This window comes from Kribbella sp. NPDC002412, assembly GCF_053592935.1.
Genome location: NZ_JBSFBL010000045.1, coordinates 25131 through 42285 on the forward strand (window position 1 = coordinate 25131; position 17155 = coordinate 42285).

At 68.8% G+C, this 17155-nt stretch carries 18 protein-coding genes; 9 read left to right on the plus strand and 9 right to left on the minus strand.

Annotation, left to right across the window (positions count from 1 at the left end):
• The first annotated feature begins 141 nt into the window (after nt 1-141).
• From ACWCOV_RS30315 to ACWCOV_RS30340, 6 genes are all read left to right on the plus strand, one after another.
• On the plus strand, nt 142-741 hold the full coding sequence (locus ACWCOV_RS30315; protein WP_449832742.1) for a PH domain-containing protein: 600 nt from the start codon (nt 142-144) through the stop codon (nt 739-741).
• Nucleotides 742-794: 53 nt separating this feature from the next.
• Nucleotides 795-1697, plus strand: a complete 903-nt coding sequence (locus tag ACWCOV_RS30320) for a hypothetical protein (protein ID WP_449832743.1) — start codon at nt 795-797, stop codon at nt 1695-1697.
• A gap of 94 nt (nt 1698-1791) precedes the next feature.
• Nucleotides 1792-2133: a nuclear transport factor 2 family protein gene (locus ACWCOV_RS30325; RefSeq protein ID WP_449832744.1), complete on the plus strand. Its 342-nt coding sequence runs from the start codon at nt 1792-1794 to the stop codon at nt 2131-2133.
• A gap of 208 nt (nt 2134-2341) precedes the next feature.
• A complete protein-coding gene (locus ACWCOV_RS30330; protein WP_449832745.1) occupies nt 2342-2950 on the plus strand; it encodes a TetR/AcrR family transcriptional regulator in 609 nt (202 codons plus the stop codon).
• Between the two features lie 189 nt (nt 2951-3139).
• Nucleotides 3140-3604 (plus strand): hypothetical protein, encoded by a 465-nt coding sequence (locus ACWCOV_RS30335; protein ID WP_449832746.1) that lies wholly within the window; start codon nt 3140-3142, stop codon nt 3602-3604.
• A 28-nt stretch (nt 3605-3632) separates the two neighbouring features.
• Entirely contained in the window at nt 3633-5792 is a 2160-nt protein-coding gene (locus ACWCOV_RS30340) for an MMPL family transporter (protein WP_449832747.1), read from the plus strand.
• A 749-nt stretch (nt 5793-6541) separates the two neighbouring features.
• Here ACWCOV_RS30340 and ACWCOV_RS30345 read toward each other — a convergent pair.
• Entirely contained in the window at nt 6542-7705 is a 1164-nt protein-coding gene (locus tag ACWCOV_RS30345; protein WP_449832748.1) for an acyl-CoA dehydrogenase family protein, read from the minus strand.
• Between the two features lie 135 nt (nt 7706-7840).
• Between ACWCOV_RS30345 and ACWCOV_RS30350 the strand changes: the two genes are divergently transcribed.
• The gene (locus tag ACWCOV_RS30350; protein WP_449832749.1) at nt 7841-9178 is read left to right on the plus strand and encodes a UDP-glucose dehydrogenase family protein; all 1338 of its coding nucleotides are present in this window, start codon (nt 7841-7843) and stop codon (nt 9176-9178) included.
• 9 nt (nt 9179-9187) lie between these two features.
• Here ACWCOV_RS30350 and ACWCOV_RS30355 read toward each other — a convergent pair whose 3' ends face one another.
• The 3 genes from ACWCOV_RS30355 to ACWCOV_RS30365 all read right to left on the minus strand — a co-directional run bounded on the left by ACWCOV_RS30355 (nt 9188) and on the right by ACWCOV_RS30365 (nt 12169).
• Nucleotides 9188-10408: an MFS transporter gene (locus ACWCOV_RS30355; protein WP_449832750.1), complete on the minus strand. Its 1221-nt coding sequence runs from the start codon at nt 10406-10408 to the stop codon at nt 9188-9190.
• A 74-nt stretch (nt 10409-10482) separates the two neighbouring features.
• Nucleotides 10483-10986, minus strand: a complete 504-nt coding sequence (gene purE, locus ACWCOV_RS30360; protein WP_449832751.1) for a 5-(carboxyamino)imidazole ribonucleotide mutase — start codon at nt 10984-10986, stop codon at nt 10483-10485.
• A 10-nt stretch (nt 10987-10996) separates the two neighbouring features.
• Nucleotides 10997-12169, minus strand: coding sequence for a 5-(carboxyamino)imidazole ribonucleotide synthase (locus ACWCOV_RS30365; protein ID WP_449832752.1), 1173 nt, complete (start codon nt 12167-12169; stop codon nt 10997-10999).
• Nucleotides 12170-12323: 154 nt separating this feature from the next.
• Here ACWCOV_RS30365 and ACWCOV_RS30370 point away from each other — a divergent pair, with 154 nt between their 5' ends.
• Nucleotides 12324-12884 (plus strand): GtrA family protein, encoded by a 561-nt coding sequence (locus ACWCOV_RS30370; protein WP_449832753.1) that lies wholly within the window; start codon nt 12324-12326, stop codon nt 12882-12884.
• A gap of 73 nt (nt 12885-12957) precedes the next feature.
• Here the strand turns inward: ACWCOV_RS30370 and ACWCOV_RS30375 are convergent, their stop codons facing one another.
• Nucleotides 12958-13773, minus strand: coding sequence for a phytanoyl-CoA dioxygenase family protein (locus ACWCOV_RS30375; RefSeq protein WP_449832754.1), 816 nt, complete (start codon nt 13771-13773; stop codon nt 12958-12960).
• A 138-nt stretch (nt 13774-13911) separates the two neighbouring features.
• Between ACWCOV_RS30375 and ACWCOV_RS30380 the strand changes: the two genes are divergently transcribed.
• On the plus strand, nt 13912-14166 hold the full coding sequence (locus tag ACWCOV_RS30380; protein ID WP_449832755.1) for a DUF4242 domain-containing protein: 255 nt from the start codon (nt 13912-13914) through the stop codon (nt 14164-14166).
• Here ACWCOV_RS30380 and ACWCOV_RS30385 read toward each other — a convergent pair.
• From ACWCOV_RS30385 to ACWCOV_RS30400, 4 genes are read right to left on the minus strand one after another with little or no spacing between them, the layout of a single operon-like run.
• On the minus strand, nt 14142-14831 hold the full coding sequence (locus tag ACWCOV_RS30385) for a gamma-glutamyl-gamma-aminobutyrate hydrolase family protein (protein WP_449832756.1): 690 nt from the start codon (nt 14829-14831) through the stop codon (nt 14142-14144). The genes ACWCOV_RS30380 and ACWCOV_RS30385 overlap by 25 nt on opposite strands.
• Entirely contained in the window at nt 14831-15223 is a 393-nt protein-coding gene (locus ACWCOV_RS30390; protein WP_449832757.1) for an MAPEG family protein, read from the minus strand. Before ACWCOV_RS30390 ends, ACWCOV_RS30385 begins: the two co-directional genes overlap by 1 nt.
• Nucleotides 15220-16182, minus strand: coding sequence for an ATP-grasp domain-containing protein (locus ACWCOV_RS30395; protein ID WP_449832758.1), 963 nt, complete (start codon nt 16180-16182; stop codon nt 15220-15222). Before ACWCOV_RS30395 ends, ACWCOV_RS30390 begins: the two co-directional genes overlap by 4 nt.
• Nucleotides 16179-17135, minus strand: coding sequence for a glutamate-cysteine ligase family protein (locus tag ACWCOV_RS30400; RefSeq protein WP_449832759.1), 957 nt, complete (start codon nt 17133-17135; stop codon nt 16179-16181). Before ACWCOV_RS30400 ends, ACWCOV_RS30395 begins: the two co-directional genes overlap by 4 nt.
• Between the last annotated feature and the right edge of the window lie 20 nt (nt 17136-17155).

A 17155-nucleotide genomic window follows, 5' to 3' on the forward strand; every position in this document is an offset into this window, starting at 1 on the left:
AGGCAGCACTGCGTGCTCGGGTCGTTACCCCTCGCGCATCCTGGCGCACTGTATGCATTTTGTGAAGAGTTAAACCACTGGGTGGAAAGGCTGTCGTGTCGGGACAGGACAAGCGAACCCGGGAACTGTGACACTGTGACCATGGCGATCTCGGCGAAGTTGTTGGGTGAGGACGAGTACGTCGTCGTCAGCACCCGGACGCACTGGAAGGCGCTGATCTTCCCGGTGTTCGTGCTGCTCGTGGTGGCGGGCGTGGGCGGCTTCGTGGCCGCCATCGTGCCGACCGGCAGCCTGCAGACGCCGGCCCGGATCGCGGTCCTCGCGGTCGGGGTGGTGGTGCTGGTGACGTTCGCCGCGAAGCCGTTCCTGAACTGGTTCTTCTCCACCTACACGCTGACCAACCGCCGGCTGATCACCCGGCACGGCATCCTCACCCGGACCGGCCGGGACATCCCGCTGATGCGGATCAACGACGTCTCCTACGAGCACGGCCTGATCGACCGCATCCTCGGCTGCGGGACGCTGCACATCGAGTCCGCCGGCGAACGCGGCCAGGTGGTGCTGCCCGACGTACCGCACGTCGAGCACGTCCACCTGCAGATGTCCGACCTCCTCTTCGGCGGCCCCGAAGGCCGCCCCGGCGACGGCATCCTCGACGACGAAGAACCCCCCGCGCACATGCGTCGCCGCCCCCAGGCCGAACCCGACTCCGAAACCCTCTTCAGCTCGGACGACAAGTAATCAACGCCCACCTTCGGTCATCTATCCAGGTAGAGACCAAGGGATGGCGCGGGATGAACAAGGCGATCGGTACGACGGCAGCGGCTCTGCTCGTGGCAGGCAGCCTGCTGGCACCTGGTACGGCGACAGCCGCGGAGTCGGCGAACTGCGTGCTGGGCGTGGGGGCGGTGACGGCCGGCGGCGACCACCGGGCACAGACGGTGATCGCGACGACGCCGCCGACAGCGACCAGCTACCTCCTCGCGCAGAACGGGCACGCCGACGGGCTGGCGAAGGTGAGCAGCTCGGCGGGTGTCCTCGACGACGGGTACGGCGGTGTCAGCGTCCACGGGTACGTCATCCTGGGCGATGCGCTGCACATGACCGGCTATCACGCGGCGAAGGGCCAGATCGACTCCACCGGCTCGACGACGCGGCGGATCGGCGGCGGATGGGGGAGCTTCGTCGCACTCGAGGAAGCCGAGTACCAGGGCCCGACCGCGGCCGGCATCTCGCGCCGGAACACGTACGGACTCCGCAACGACGGCACCCTGTTCCGCTGGAGCGTCGACACCAAGGGCGTCTGGCGAAACCGGGTGTCCGCGCCGGGGTTCGCCGCAATGAAGTCGATGGCGCTGATCAGCAAGAGCAAGGCCTACGACACCTTTCTCGCGAACACCCGGGGCGGTGCGCTGTACACCATCCACATCCCGACGACCGCCCCGATGAAGCCGGTGGTGAAGTTCGTCCGCCGCTCGACCTGGCAGGGCTTCGAGGCGATGCTCGCTCAGAACTGCGGCAAAGGCACCGTGCTGGTCGGCATCGACAAGGACACCAGGTCCGCCTACCTCTACGCCGTCGGCCGGGCCAACGGCCTGTCCACCGTCATCCAGGGCCTCGGCAAGATTCCCATGGCCTTCACCGACCCCACCTACTTCCGCTGGAAGGACCCCGGCTCACCGCTCACCGGCGAGTGAGCTGGGGCTTTCCGCAGCTGAAGTCTGCGGAAAGCCGCATACTCGTCCACTCTCCAGCACTGTTTACTGCTGGAGAGTGGAACGGAGAAACGCTGTGGAGCAATGGGATTCGAAGACACCTGGTGTGTTGCTGACGTCGTTGCTGGCCGAAGACGTGCGCATCACCATGCCGCCGGACCCACTGGTCATCGGGAGAGACGCAGCGGCCGAGTTCCTGGGCAGGCCCCTGGACTGGCGCACGTTCCCGTCCGCTGCCAACGGCCGGCCTGCCCTGATCTGCTACCTCCGTCGTCCCGGCAGCGATCAGTACGACGCAATGGTCGTCGACGTCCTCACGATCGAGAACGGCAGGATCGTGGCGAGCAACGCCTTCGCCGGATCCCACCACGTCACCGTCTTCGGCCTGCCCGCAACCCTCGAGCAGCCCAAAACCTGATCCGGCAACCACACTCATTGATCGTGAACTGGGGTTCACGGTACACCGCGGCTCGGTCGTCCTGCCACCGGCAGGCATCGCTCTGAAGTTCTTGCATGGGTCGGACGGGCCCTCGATGATCAGTGTGATCTGGTGGCGCAGCCCCAGTTCGTCGACGCCTAGACTGACGGCCTCTCACGATGACCTACGACGACGGACAGGTTGAGCGATGACCAAGCGGCGAACCAGCGAAGAGGTCGATGCGATCCGCGCATCGCTGGTCTCGGCGGCGAAGGTGCTCGTGCGACGTGAGGGCGCGAATGCGCTCACTATGCGCGCCGTCGCCCGTGAGGCCGGGTGCGCACTTGGCCTGCCCTACAAGTTCTTCGCCGACCGCGAGGAGCTCGTTCTCGAGCTCGTCGCGGCCGAGTTGGCAGAGCTCACGTCGGCACTGGACGCATGGCTCCAAACCTCGGGCCGACGCTCGGTCGGCGCCAATCTCGAGCGGTACGCCAAGATCCTGCTCGACTCAGACACGCCTGCCCTGCTCGGCGCGAACGCGCTCGACGACGCAGCCCTCAAGGCGCGGGTGCGGAGGATGACCCAGGAGTCGGGGCTCACGCATTCGTTCGACGAAGCAATCGCTGCCTACCTCCGAGCGGAGCAAGAGCTTGGCCGGGTACGGCCGGGCGTCAACGTCGATGCGTTCGGCTTTCTCATCGCCGGCGCAATCCACAATCTCGTCGTGGCAGGCGAGCTCTACCCGCGTCCGAGTCGACGCGAGTTGAGGCGTTTCCTCGACGAGTGTGCCGCAGCGATCGTCCCCGCCGGGGAGTAGTCGCCAACAGCCGCGCAGAGCGGTCCCCGCTCAGTTCGCCAAACGCGATGACATTTCCACCTGTGCTGCGACCTGCGTCGGGCGGCCGAATGCGATGAGACGGCCGGTGTCATGACGGCCTGCGTACCGCCGTGGACAGCCGTCCGCCGAGCTAGACTATGAACATGCGTTCACGGTAATATCGCCGGCATGAACTCCAAGCCCGGCCTTTCCCTCGACGCCACTCGACTGCATCCATGGATCCTGTGGGTCAGCGCGCTGGCGACGTTGAACACGGTTGTCCATCACCTGCACGGGGCACGGATCTATGACACCCCGGCGCGATACCACGCGATGTGGCTCGCTCTCGGTGGGATCGCGCTACAAGTTGTCGCTCTCGCGATCGAGCAGCACGCGGCCCCCCGGGTGGCACGCATCGCGCGGATGGCCTTCTACAACCTCACGGCGCTGTTCTTCGTGGTGCTCTTCGGCGTGGTTGAAGGGCTGATGACGCACGTCGTGTTGCCGATCGCTCACCGCGGTTACGGCACGGAGGAGCCGTTCGAGCTTCTGTTCCAGACCACGGGAATTCTCCACGTCGCTACTGCCGTACCGGCCGCCCTGCTCGTCGCCAGTGCCATGACGGCCGGTCGCCGGGCTCGCGCGGCGAAGTAGGACGATGCTGCGCCGTTGGGCTGCGTTCGTGGCCACCCGTCCGCGCTCCGTCCTTGCGGGCGCCTCAGGGGTGCTGCTGGTCGCCGGTCTGTTCGGGTTCGGCGTCATGGACTCGTTGTCGCACGGAGGCTACGCAGACCCGCAGTCGGAATCGGTCCAAGAGTTGGTGATCGAGCGCGAGGTGTTCGGCAACCGATCGGCCGACGTGATCGCGATCTACTCCAGCGACGAGCTGCTGGTCGCCGATCCAGCGTTCGAATCGGCTGTGGCGAAGGTGGTGCGGCAACTTCCGGCTGACCTCGTCAGCTCCGTGGTCTCCTATCAGGATGCGCCTGACCCGGCGGGCATGGTCAGCCGCGACGGGCGCGCCGCCCAAGTCGTCATCTCGCTGTCCGGCGCGGACCAGGACGAGTTCATCGAGCACTACAAGGAGTTGGCTCCACTCCTCGAGGCGGACGGGCTGCGCACCGACCTGGCTGGAACGTACGCGGTGTACACCGACGTCGACGAGATCACCGCCGAAGACCTCGCCCGCGCCGAACTGCTCTCGCTCCCCCTCGTGGTGTTGCTCGCGCTGGTGATCTTCGGCACCGCCGTGTCGGCGCTGCTGCCGGCAGTGGTCGGAGGCGCCGCAACTGTGGGTGCACTCGCCATGGTGCGACTTGTCGCCGGGTTCACAGAGGTCTCGGTGTTCGCGGTCAACGTCATCTCATTGCTCGGCATCGGGCTCGCGGTGGACTACGCGTTGTTCGTCGTCAGTCGTTTCCGCGAGGAACTGGCGACCGCGGCGGCAGGGTGTGCTTCCGGCGCGGTAGAGGTCGCCGTACGGCGAACTGTGGTCACCGCTGGGCGCACCGTCCTCGTCTCCGGGCTGACCATCGCCGCTGCCATGTCGAGTCTGCTGATCTTCCCCCAGGCCTACCTGCGCAGCCTTGGATACGGTGGCATCGCCGCGGTCCTGGTCGCCATGGCGGCGACTCTCACCATTCTCCCCGCAATCTTGCGGCTCCTCGGCGCGCGAGTCGACCGCGGGCGGATATGGACCCGACGAACCCCGAAGGCCGAAGGACGATGGTGGGCGGCACTCGCACGGGGCGTGATGGGCCGACCCGTGACCATCGTCCTCGTCGTGGCGGCGGGCCTCCTCGTGATCGCCGCGCCGTTCGCGGGGGCACGTTTCGGGAGTGTCGACCACCGAGTGCTCCCCGCGGACGCGCCGGCTCACCGGGCGGCAACGATGCTCGACAGATTCGGAGACGAGATCTCGACGGCGAACATCGTCCTTCGCGATGCCACGGCCGACCAAGCCGACAGGTATCGCGTGGCCCTGACCGCGGTTCCTCGCGTCGACACCGCCGAGATCGTCGCTCACGCAGCGGACGTCCACCTCCTCCGCGTCACCTGGTCTGGCGGCAGCCAGAGCGAACAGTCGCAGGAGGTCGTGCGTGGCCTGCGAACCGTCGCTCCCGAACAGGGACAAGCACTCGTGGGCGGCGTGACGGCAGACACGGTCGACCTGGTCGACTCGATCGGCGACACATTGCCCTGGATGGGCCTGATGGTGGCAGCAACCATGCTGGTGCTGCTGTTCCTCGCGTTCGGATCCCTGGTCCTGCCTCTCAAGGCCATCGCGATGAACCTGCTATCGGTAACCGCCTCCTTCGGCGTCGTAGCCTGGATCTTCAGCGACGGGCACCTCTCGGGCTTGCTCGACTTCACGCCGCAAGGCTTCATCGACGCTACCAACCCGGTCCTGATGTTGGCGGTGCTCTTCGGCCTCTCGATGGACTACGAAGTGTTCCTCCTGTCCCGGATCCGCGAGGAGTGGGACCGCACTGGCGACAACGAAACAGCCGTCGCCGTCGGCATCCAGCGCACCGGACGCATCATCACCAGCGCCGCTCTGCTGCTGGCGGTCGTCATCGGCGCATTCGCCACCAGTGGCCTGGTCTTCATGAAGGAACTCGGCATCGGCATGCTCGTCGCCATCTTGGTCGACGCCACGATCGTGCGTGCCCTCCTCGTCCCGGCAGCAATGAAGCTGCTCGGTCGCTGGAACTGGTGGGCTCCACACCCCCTCTCCGCATGGTGGCGCAACCACGCCTTCCACGAAGCGCCGCTGCTGCGCCGCGAGCCTTCCGCAGTCGAACAGACCCGAACCCCAACGCTGCACGGACCCAGCACCTGAAGGAGAAGGCAATGACCACCCGCCCATCGATTGCGGATGAGCGACAGCCTGGAGTTCCGGACGACTGCCATACGTCAGTCGCATCAACTTCCTCAAATACTTGCATTGGACGTATCGAGTCCGCGGACTTAGCGTCGAAGCAGTGACAAGGAGCTGATCGTGAACCTTCTGTTCATCGCCCTGATTCGCCAACGCAACCGCGTCGCGCAGTCGGCCTTGCCGCATGCTCCCTTTGAGGTTGAGAAGCCACTACCGCGCCGCCGTGTGCTCACCCGCTGGAGTCGGAGCAGGCCTGTCCGCTCAGCTCCAACCGGACCGGGTTCCGCCGTTGGCCGTGAAGCTACGTCGTGCCTCTCCGAGACGTTGGGGTCGTACCTGTGGCGGGTTGACGAGCGTGATCACGTGATGGATGCCTGCGCCGACCCCTCGGACACCTCCTGGGGATCGGGTGATCTGGTCAGATCTCCCCAGTCCCCGTTTGCTGTTCACGGCTGCGGCGATCACGAGTGATCCGGGCTGAGGTGTGCAGTTCGACAGGAGGTGTCCGGCGATCGAGCCAGATAACCGGTCCGCTCAGGCGTGCGTCGCCGGCAGTGGCCGCATACGTCCTGTCGAACTGGAACAGCAGCCAACGTTCCTTGACGCACTAGGCCTGTGTGGTCCGGAGTTGCGGAGCGGAGGCGCCTGCTCGAACATGCGCAACGCCGGGTCCGGTGCCGCGCACCCACCTTCGACCCGCGGAAACGTCCTCAGCCGAGGCCCTTCAGGAGTTGGCGGGCCATGACGATGCGCTGGACCTGGTTGGTGCCTTCGTAGATCTGGGTGATCTTGGCGTCGCGCATCATGCGTTCGACGGGGTAGTCGTGGGTGTAGCCGTAGCCGCCGAGGAGTTGGACGGCGTCGGTGGTGACGGCCATGGCGACGTCGGAGGCGAAGCACTTGGCGGCGGCGCCGAAGTAGGTGAGGTCGGCGTCGCCGCGTTCCGAGCGGGCAGCGGCGGCGTACGTGAGCTGGCGGGCCGCCTCGATCTTCATGCCCATGTCGGCGAGCATGAACTGCAGGCCCTGGAACTCGGCGATCGCCTTGCCGAACTGCTTGCGCTCCTTGACGTAGCCGAGCGCGTAGTCCAGGGCGCCCTGGGCGATCCCGAGCGCCTGGGCCGCGATCGTCACCCGGGTGTGGTCCAGCGTCGCCATCGCGGTGGAGAACCCGGTGCCGGGTTCCCCGATCAGCCGCGACGCCGGGATCCGGACGTTGTCGAAGTACACCTCGCGGGTCGGCGACCCCTTGATGCCGAGCTTCTTCTCCGGTGCCCCGAACGAGACCCCCTCGTCGGCCTTCTCCACCACGAACGCGCTGATTCCCTTGGACCGCGCCTCCGGGTCGGTGACCGCGAACACGGTGTAGTAGTCGCTGACGCCGGCATTGGTGATCCACCGCTTCACGCCGTTCAGCACGTAGTGGTCGCCGTCGAGCACCGCCCGGGTCTTCATCGAGGCGGCGTCCGAGCCGGCCTCGGGCTCCGACAGGCAGTAGGAGAACATCGCGTCGCCCGCCGCCACCGGCGGCAGGTACTTCTGCTTGACCTCCTCGGCGGCCGACAGCAGCAGCGGCAGCGAGCCGAGCTTGTTCACGGCCGGGATCAGCGAGGTGGAGGCGCAGGCCCGGGCCACCTCCTCGATCACGATCACCGTGGCGAGCGCGTCCGCGCCGGCGCCGTCGTACTGCTCCGGGATGTGCGGGGCGTGGAAGTCGGACGCCTTCAGGGCGTCGTACGACGCCTTCGGGAACTCGGCCAGCTCGTCCACGTCACCGGCGTGCGGGGCGACCTTGGCGTCGCAGACGTCGCGGACCGCCTCCCGGATCGCCTGGTGCTCCTCGGACAGCGCGTACAGCTCGAAAGAGTTACTCACGAGTTGCACTGTACGACGAACAACGCGCGAGCGGAGGGCGTCGTACGCCGAAAGTGACCAACAGCGCACGGCCTGGCAGACCGGCGGACATGAGCCGGTCACCGGCTGATAACCACGATGGGTAGAGTCCCCGACATGAGTGAAGCGACCTCCCGCCCGCTGCGGATCGCCGTGATCGGCACCAGCTACCTCGGCGCCAACACCGCCGCGGGGATGGCCGAGTTCGGTTTCGACGTGATCGGAGTCGAGATCGACGAGCACCGGCTGAAGCTGCTGAACGACGGCAAGGCGCCGCTGTACGAGCCCGGGCTGGACCCGCTGCTGAAGAAGCACGTGGAGTCCGGCCGGCTGCGGTTCACCAAGGACTACCGCGAGATCGCGGACTGGGCCGACGTGCACTTCATCGCCGTCGGCACCCCGCAGCTCGAGGGCAGCGAGGCGGCCGACCTGTCCCAGGTCAACTCGGTCGTCGACATGCTCGCCCCGCTGCTGACCAAGCCGACCCTGGTGGTCGGCCGGTCGACGGTCCCGGTCGGCACGTCGAAGCACGTCGAGCAGCGCTTCCACGCCGAGTCCCCGGCCGGTACGGCGGTCGAGATCGCCTGGCAGCCCGAGTTCCTCCGCGAGGCGCACGGCGTGGACGACACCCTGCACCCGGACCGGCTGGTGTTCGGGGTCGAGTCCGCGACCGCCGAGGCCCGGCTGCGCGAGGTGTTCGCCACCCCGATCGCCGAGGGGTCGCCGGTGGTGGTCTGCAACCGGCCGACCGCGGAGCTGGTGAAGGGCGGCGCGAACGCGTTCCTGGCGACGAAGATCTCGTTCATCAACGCGCTCGCCGAGATGGCCGACGCGACCGGCGCCGACGTGACCCAGCTCGCGGACGCGCTCGGGTACGACAAGCGGATCGGCCGCGGCATGCTCAACGCGGGCCCCGGGTACGGCGGCGGCTGCCTGCCGAAGGACCTGCGCGCCTTCATGGCCCGGGCCGGTGAGCTCGGCGTCGAAGAGGTGATCACGCTGCTGCGCGAGGTGGACGACATCAACCACCACCGCCGCGCCCGGATCGTCGACCTGACCCACGAGGTGCTCGGCGCCGAATGGGTCGGGCGGAACGTCACCGTCCTCGGCGCCGCGTTCAAGGCCGGTACGGACGACGTCCGCGACTCGCCCGCCCTCGACATCGCCGGCCGGATCCAGCTACACGGCGCCAACGTCACGGTCTACGACCCGGAGGCGATGGAGAACGCCCGCAAGGTCCGTCCGACGCTGCGGTACGCCGACTCCGTGCTCGAGGCCTGCGAGGGCGCGCACGCCGTACTGCACCTGACCGAGTGGCCCGAGTTCCGCGAGCTGGACCCGGTGAAGCTGAAGGAGGTCGTCGACATACCCGCGCTCGTCGACGCCCGGCTGCAGCTGGACTCGGTGCGGTGGCGCGCGGCCGGCTGGACCTACCGGGCGCCCGGCAAGCCCTGAGCTTCCGTCCTAAGCCACGGTCGCGGTGCGCAGGACGGGTCTCGTCAGCACGACGAGACCCGTCAGCGCCGCGGCGACGGAGATCCCCAGGCAGACACCGGTGATGCCGAAGCCGTCCACGTCCGCGAGAGTGCCGAGGACCGGGTTCATCACCACGAGGGCCAGGTTCTGGCAGAGCACCACGACCGACTGCAGCCGGGACTGGTACTCACGCTCGACCGAGTTCATCAGCAGCGGCAGCACGTGACCGGTGAACGTCCCGACGCCGATCCCGCTGAGCACACCGGCGGCGAAGGCCAGCGGCAGCGGGTCGAGAACCGCCAGGCCGAACAGCCCCGCCGCGGCGACGAGCAGCCCTAGCGCAGCGAAGATTCCCGGCCGCGGGAACGCTCCGCGCATCAGGATGCGCAGCGCGATCACCCCGACTCCGAGACTCCGGCTGGCCACCAGCAGGCCCGCGGTCGCCGCGTCCCACCCGTGCGACCGGGCCAGCAGCGGGAACAGCAGCGCGTCCAGCGGCATCAGCAGGCCGGCCGCCACCGTCATCATGATCAGCAGCGCCCGCGTCAGCGGCCGCCCGAACGCCACCTTGATCCCGGCCACGATCGACCGGATCATCCCGGTCGGCATCTGCCCGGGCGGGGTGATCGTCTTCCCGAGCAGAACCAGTACGACGATCATCACGCCGAACGTCAGCGCGTCGAAGGCGGACGCGGCCGCGAGCCCGGCCCAGCTGACCAGGACGCCGCCGACCGCCGTGCCGCTGACCGCGAAGACCACGCCGGTGACCTGGAAGCTGGCGAGCGCCCGCGGCACCTGCTCCGGCGGGACCAGCAGGCGCGGCATCGAGCGGGACGACGGCAGGAAGAACGCGTCGATCACGCCGACCACCAGGGCCAGTCCGAGCAGCAGCCAGACCGGCTCCCCGACCGCGAGCGTGGCCGGCACCAAGGCGGCGGTCACGACGAACATCGCCGTACAGCTGACCAAGAGGACCCGGGGTGCGCCGAACCGGTCGCCGACGGCGCCGCCGACCAGCAGCAGGGCGGCTCGGGGCGCGGCGGCGAGCAGCAGGACCAACCCGGCGACCTGGCCGCCGTGTTGGCTGGCCGACCAGCCGATGGCGAACGTCATCGTCAGGTCGCCGAGCAAGGACACGGCGGCGCCGAACAGCCAGATCCAGTAGCGGACCGGGATGCGCTGCGTATCCGATTCAGCGGGCGGAGTCACGATCAAGGACCTTAGACGACGTCGGTTGGGATCTCACGACTACCCGGCCCGGACCTGTGGAAAACCGGCTGTGATCAGCCTTTACGGAGCTGTGCCGCGCCGTCACGGACCGTGCTGCCCTTGGCCCGGGCCAGATCGGCCAGTGACTCCTGGAACGCGACCATCCGGTCGCGCAGCTTGTCGTCCGACGCGGCCAGGATCCGGACCGCGAGCAGGCCCGCGTTGCGCGCGTTCCCGATCGACACGGTAGCCACCGGGACCCCGGCCGGCATCTGCACGATCGACAGCAGCGAGTCCATCCCGTCCAGGTACTTCAGCGGCACCGGCACCCCGATCACCGGCAGCGGAGTCACCGACGCCAGCATGCCCGGCAGGTGCGCGGCCCCGCCGGCGCCCGCGATCAGCACCTTCAGCCCACGCTCGTGCGCCGACCGGCCGTACTCGATCATCTCGGCCGGCATCCGGTGCGCGGAGATGACGTCCGCCTCGAACGGCACGTCGAACTCGGCGCACACCTCGGCCGCGGCCTTCATCGTCGGCCAGTCGGAGTCCGACCCCATCACGATGCCAACAGACATGTCCCCGCTCCTACTCGTCGATGCTGCCGGTCAGGTACGCCGCCGCGTGCCGGGCGCGTTCGCGGACGTCCTCGAGGTCGTCGCCGTACGCCGTGACGTGGCCGACCTTGCGCCCGGGTTTCACGGACTTGCCGTAGAAGTGCACCTTCAGCCCAGGGTCGCGGGCCATGCAGTGCAGCAGCCCGCGGTGCATGTCCTCGACGTCACCGCCGAGCACGTTGACCATCACCGTGTACGGCGCCCGCGCGGCCGGCGACCCGAGTGGCAGGTCGAGCACCGCGCGGAGGTGGTTCTCGAACTGCGACGTCACCGCGCCGTCGATCGACCAGTGGCCGGTGTTGTGCGGGCGCATCGCGAGCTCGTTGACCAGCAGGCGGCCGTCGCGGGCCTCGAACATCTCCACCGCGAGGATGCCGACCACACCGAGCTCGCCGGCGATCTTCAGCGCGGTCTGCTGGGCCTGGGCGGCCTTGTCCGGCGCCAGGCCGGGTGCGGGCGCGGTGACCTCGACACAGATGCCGTCCTGCTGCACCGACTCGACGATCGGGTAGGCGACCGCCTGACCGTGCGGCGACCGGGCAACGATCGCGGACAGCTCGCGGACGAAGTCGACCTTCTCCTCGGCCAGGATCGGCACCCCGCTGCCGAACGCGGTCGCGACCGCCTCGTCGTCCGGGCCGTTCACGAACCAGACGCCCTTGCCGTCGTAGCCGCCGCGGGTGGTCTTCAGGATCACCGGGAACCCGCCGACCCGCTTGGCGAAGTCCTCGACGTCTGCCGGCGACTCCACCACTTGGTGCGCGGGTGACGGCGCGTCGAACATGTCCAACCGGTTGCGCATGACCGCTTTGTCCTGGGCGTGCACCAGGGCGTCCGGACCGGGGAAGACCTTCACGCCCTCGGACTCCAGCGCGTGCAGCAGGTCGGTCGGGACGTGCTCGTGGTCGAACGTGACCACGTCGCACTCGGCGGCGAAGCGCCGTACCGTCTCCGGGTCGCGGTAGTCGCCGACCGGCGCGTCGGCCACCGCCTGGGCCGCCGACACCGTCGGGCCCTCGGCGAGCACCCGGAGCTGGATGCCGAGCGCGATCGCGGTCTCCTGCGTCATCCGGGCCAGCTGGCCGCCGCCGACCATGCCGACGACCGGCGTCCCGACCGGGAGGTCCTTCCGTTCGAACTTCACAGCCTGGAGCCTAATGTCCATACATCAGGCGGGCGGCAGCGGGCCACAGTGACGCGCGGGGGCGCGCGGGCGATTTCGGAGTCGGACCAGTCGCCGGGTACCGTGGGAAGCTGCCCTCCCGTCGCGGTGTGATCACAGAAGGTTCCGGAGACCGTTGAAGCTCGTCACCACGCTGTATCGCCAGGTCGAGCACCTGGTGCACGAAGTGGCCAAGTTCGGTCTGGTCGGTCTGCTCGGCATGGCGGTGGACCTGCCGATCTACAACTGGCTGGTCTTCAACAACCCGCTGGTCATCGCCGACTCCGGGGTCGGCATGCTGCACCACAAGCCGCTGACCGCGAAGTTCATCTCGGTCACGGCCGCCACCATCGCGACGTACCTGGGCAACCGGCACTGGACCTGGCGGCACCGGGAGCGCTCCGGACTGCACCGTGAGTACGTGCTGTTCTTCGTGCTGAACGGCATCGGCCTGCTGATCGCGGCCGCCTGCCTCGGCTTCTCCCGCTACGTCCTGGACCTGCACAGCTGGCTGGCCGACAACATCTCCGCGAACGTGATCGGGCTGGGCCTCGGCACGCTGTTCCGGTTCTGGTCCTACCGAAGGTTCGTCTTCAAGGAAGAGATCGAGCTCGAGGAGGCCGAGCACACCCCGGCCCCCGAGTCACCGGCCGAACTCGACCCCGAGTCCACCGGCGACCTCCCCGCCGTCCGCTGATCACTCCCCGCCGAGCGGCGCCCCGGCGTCCTTGGACTTCCTGCCGCGCTTGATGAAGTCGGCGGTCTGTTTGTTACTCGCGAGGCCAGAGCAGCGGCTGGATCGCGGGGTCGGTGTAGTCGGGGGCGTTGGTTGCGGGGTCGGTGCGGACGAGGGCGTCGTTGGGGTGGGATGAGCCGGGGCGCCAGCGGTTGGTGGTGGGTTGGAGGTGGATGGCCAGCGAGCGGCGGGGTTCGGTGCCGCGGTTGGGGGAGCTGCCGTGGACGGTTCGGCAGTGGTGGAAGCTGACCTGGCCGCGGCGCATCCGGGGTGTGAACGGGGTCGGGTCGAAGCCTTGCGCGACGAGGGCGGCGTCGAGGACTGCGCTGTCCTGGGAGAAGAAGTCGAGGCCGTTCACGTCCCACCGGTGACTGCCGGGCAGGAACGAGACCGCGCCGTTGACCTCGTCGACGTCGTGGAAGCCGACCCAGGCGGTGAGCATCGTGTCCGCCGTACAGGACTGCCAGTACTGCCGGTCCGTGTGCCACCCGACGCGCGCCGACCCGCCCGGTCGGTCGACCGGCTTCCGGAGCAGCTGGTCGTGCCACAAACGGATGCCCTCGGCACCGGACAACGCGGCGGCTGTGGCGGCGATCGCCGGATACCGAACCAGCGCCGCCAGCTCGTCGACCCGCAGCGACGCGTAGTCGTTCTTCCGCAGTACGTCGCCATCGCTCGGCTGCCACCCCCGAGTCACCGGAATGTCGGGAAGCTGATGGTCGTGGTCGCCGGCGTAGAACCGCTCCATCCCCCGCTCAGCCGCATCGAGCACCTCAGCAGGCACGATCACCGGCGAAATCCAGTACCCGTGCTCCCGGTAGAACGCAATGTCATCAGCTCCTGGCTCCATACCCCGACCCTAGGCAGGCTTTCCGGTTGGTTACGGCTGGGGTGGGGGTATAGGTGGAGGGTTTCGGCGGCGTGACACTGGCCGTGTTGCAGCCGGGGGCTTGGGAGGGCGTCCTGGCGAGAGGGGAAGGGGAGTGCCATGGCGCTGTTCATGGATGTGCATGAGAGTTTGCCGGAGGGTGCGACGGCCAAGGATGTTGCCGAGGCGCACAAGGCGGACGTGAAGGTGCAGGACCAGTACGGCGTGAAGTACTTGCGCTACTGGGTCGACGAGGCGAACCACAAGGTGTTCTGCCTCGCGGAGGCGCCGGACGCCGAGGCGGCCATTGCCGTGCACCGGGAGGCGCACGGGTTGGTTGCCGAGCGCATCTACGAGGTCGTCGAAGGTAGCTGACAGGTCTGGGTCAGCCAGCCGAACAGGGCGGGGCCGGTGGGGTCGGTGAGCTCTGGGTGCCATTGGACGCCTAGGGCTTGCCACCGGGTGGGGCCGCGCCACTCGATTGCTTCGGGGGTGCCGTCGTTCGCGGTGGCGGTGATGGTCCAGGGTGAGCCGGGGTCGGCGATGGACTGGTGGTGCAGTGAGGTGACGTGGGCGGTCGGGCCCAGTAGGTGGTTGAGCAACGAGCCGGGTTGAGTTTGCACGGGGTGGCCGGTGGTGAGGCGCACGTGGGTCATGCCGAGGTCGGGGGTGAGGGTGCCGCCGAAGGCGATGGACAGGACCTGCATGCCGCGGCAGACGCCGAGGAGGGGGATGGCTGCCTCGGCGGCCGCCCGGACAAGGGCGAACTCGGCCTCGTCGCGGCCTCGGTCGACGTCGCGAGCCGTCGCCGGGTCCCCGCCGTACCAGGTCGGGTCGACATCGCCGCCGCCGGTGAGGATGAGCGCGTCGACGAGGTCGAGTGACGCGGTGGCGCACCGGTCGACGAGCAGGATCGGCAGACCACCGGCGGCCAGTACGGCGTTCGCGTACGACGTCGGCGCCCCGACGACCGGGAGCTCGCCCCAGAACCGGGGTACGACGTACCGGCTGCCGGCGATGCCGATGACCGGGCCGGACATCAGATCGTGGCGATCGCGGTGACGCCGATGGCGATGCCGACGACATAGGTGCCCAGGGCCCCTATGTCGCGCAGCGGCCCGCGCGATGCCATCGACTTCGACCGGAGCATGCCGACGGCGTGCGTGGTCCGGACGAACAGTGCCGCGACGGCCAGCGCGTCGACCAGCCAGCTGCCGGTCAGCGTGGAGCAGACGAGCAGCAGCACGATCAGCGTCGGGATGTACTCGGCGGCGTTGCCGTGGGCGCGGATCGCGATCAGCAACGGGTCGGCCGGATCGGTCGGCGCCTGGTTGCCGCCACCGCGGATCGCGCGATGCCTGGTGACGTTCGCGCCGAGCAGGAACAGCAGGATGCCCATCAGGGCCATGGAAACAATCGTCACGGTACTCATGTCAGGACTCCTTCGTACTGAGTGATCAGCCGGCTGACCATCGAGTGGCTGAGCCGGGTGCCGAGCAATGCGTCGGTCTTGTGCATGCCGCCGGGGCACGTCACGTTGACCTCGATCAGCCGGCCGCCGATGACGTCGGCGCCGGCGATGGCCAGGCCGTGCTGGACCAGCAGCGGACGAAGTGCGGCGGCGATAGCGAGATCGTCGTCGTCGACCGCGGCCGGTGCGACCGGCGGTCCGATCCGGAAGTCGTCGGCGCACGGGCGCCGTAGCACGGCTCCGACGATCTCGCCGTCGAGCAGGAACAACCGTTTGTTGCCGTACTCAACGGCCGGCAGGTACTGCTGCGCGATCACCTGCCGGCGTCCGCCGCGCGTCGCCGACTCCAGCAGCGTCGCCGCGGCGTGGTCGTCGTGGACCAGCCAGACATCGAGCCCGGCGAACCCGTCGACCGGCTTGACCACTGCCGTCCCGACCCGTTCGACGAACGAGCGCAGCTCGCCGGCCGCCGTACCGACGTACGTCGGTGGGCACAGCTCGGGGAACCGCAGCGCGACGAGCTTCTCGTGGACCGCGCGGATCCCGTCCGGCCGGTTGACCACGCGCGTGCCCGCGAGATCGAGCAGGTACGTCGTGTGCAGGTAGCGATCGTCGACCGGCGGATCGATCCGCAGGTGCACCACCTCGAAGCCGGCCACGTCGACGATCGCGAGCTCGACCTCGTCCCACCAGGTCGGGTCCACGATCCAGCGGTGGTCGGCGCCGCTCGGGTACCGCGGCCGCAGCCGGATCCTGTGGGCGCGGGCCCGCGGCCGGCCGTCGACGATCGCGAGCTCCTCCGGCCGGCAGGACCAGACGTCGAGGCCGAGCTCCTGGCTCGCGTGCATCAGGCCGATCGTGGCGTCGATCTCGGCGTGCAGCCCGGCGAGCGGGTCGGTGACGAACAGGATTCCGTTCATGCGACGAGCTCCACTTCGGGTAGCAGCTCGTGACCACGAGCCGCGGTGGCGGCGTCCCCGGCGGCTGCCGAGCGCCAGTGGTCAGCCAAGTGCGCACGCTCCGGCTCGAGTGCCCGCAATGCGGTGCGCCGGCGATCGTCGTCGTACACCAGACTCGTCAGCGCGCTGATCACGTCGCCGATCGCGTGCGGCTCCTGCGCGTCGAGGAAACGGACCTCGAGGTACGTCGACCGCGGCCGGACCGGCGGGAACATCGTGGTGAGGTGCTCGACCGGACCGCCGGTCGTGAAGACCGCGGCGCCGGCGGCGAAGGCGGTGTACGCCGCGACCGGGTCGTCGCCGTACAGCAGCCGATCGTCGAACCCCGTCCGCGCCGGGTCGGTCTCGAGCCAGGTGGTGAGCCGTCCGTGCGGCCCGGCGCTGCGCGCGAACGCGGCCGCGAGGAACGGGCCGGCGAGGTTGAGGACCCGCCACTGCTCGGCGCCGGCGCGACCGGGCCACCAGTCGAGGCAGACCTGTGTGGACGCGGTACGACGCATCATCCGCCGGCCGGCGGGGCCGATCGAGTCGAAGTGCCGGTGCATCGCGACGTACCTCGGCGTGACCAGCTGCAGCGGGACCTCGTGCTCCGGCCGTGGGTCGACCGGCAGCGCGTAGATGCTGATGTGTTCCGCGGCAAGGTGGCGCTGGAGGTCGTCGGTCAGCGCGCGGACCTGCGTCACCGGGTCGGTGCTGCACGGCAGGCTCAGCTCGAGCTGACCGCCGGGCTCGAAGGTGACGTACGGCGAGGCGATCGCCGCCGCGGCCGCCTGCCGAACCCGGTCGATCGGTACGGCGGCGCCGGTGGTGCTGTCCGCGACCAGGAACTCCTGCTCCACGGCGACCCGGACGGTCCGGCGACGGCCACGGGCGAACAGGCCGGCGACCAGCGGGCGAAGCTCCTTGGGATTCATGGATCCTCCTGATACTGTAA

Coding starts and splice junctions, on each gene's coding strand:
- ACWCOV_RS30395 (WP_449832758.1), bottom strand. CDS start 16,182: ATGAACGGAATCCTGTTCGTCACCGACCCGCTCGCCGGGCTGCACGCC.
- ACWCOV_RS30380 (WP_449832755.1), top strand. CDS start 13,912: ATGGCGCTGTTCATGGATGTGCATGAGAGTTTGCCGGAGGGTGCGACG.
- ACWCOV_RS30315 (WP_449832742.1), top strand. CDS start 142: ATGGCGATCTCGGCGAAGTTGTTGGGTGAGGACGAGTACGTCGTCGTC.
- ACWCOV_RS30400 (WP_449832759.1), bottom strand. CDS start 17,135: ATGAATCCCAAGGAGCTTCGCCCGCTGGTCGCCGGCCTGTTCGCCCGT.
- ACWCOV_RS30320 (WP_449832743.1), top strand. CDS start 795: ATGAACAAGGCGATCGGTACGACGGCAGCGGCTCTGCTCGTGGCAGGC.
- ACWCOV_RS30375 (WP_449832754.1), bottom strand. CDS start 13,773: ATGGAGCCAGGAGCTGATGACATTGCGTTCTACCGGGAGCACGGGTAC.
- ACWCOV_RS30385 (WP_449832756.1), bottom strand. CDS start 14,831: ATGTCCGGCCCGGTCATCGGCATCGCCGGCAGCCGGTACGTCGTACCC.
- ACWCOV_RS30335 (WP_449832746.1), top strand. CDS start 3,140: ATGAACTCCAAGCCCGGCCTTTCCCTCGACGCCACTCGACTGCATCCA.
- purE (WP_449832751.1), bottom strand. CDS start 10,986: ATGTCTGTTGGCATCGTGATGGGGTCGGACTCCGACTGGCCGACGATG.
- ACWCOV_RS30390 (WP_449832757.1), bottom strand. CDS start 15,223: ATGAGTACCGTGACGATTGTTTCCATGGCCCTGATGGGCATCCTGCTG.
- ACWCOV_RS30330 (WP_449832745.1), top strand. CDS start 2,342: ATGACCAAGCGGCGAACCAGCGAAGAGGTCGATGCGATCCGCGCATCG.
- ACWCOV_RS30350 (WP_449832749.1), top strand. CDS start 7,841: ATGAGTGAAGCGACCTCCCGCCCGCTGCGGATCGCCGTGATCGGCACC.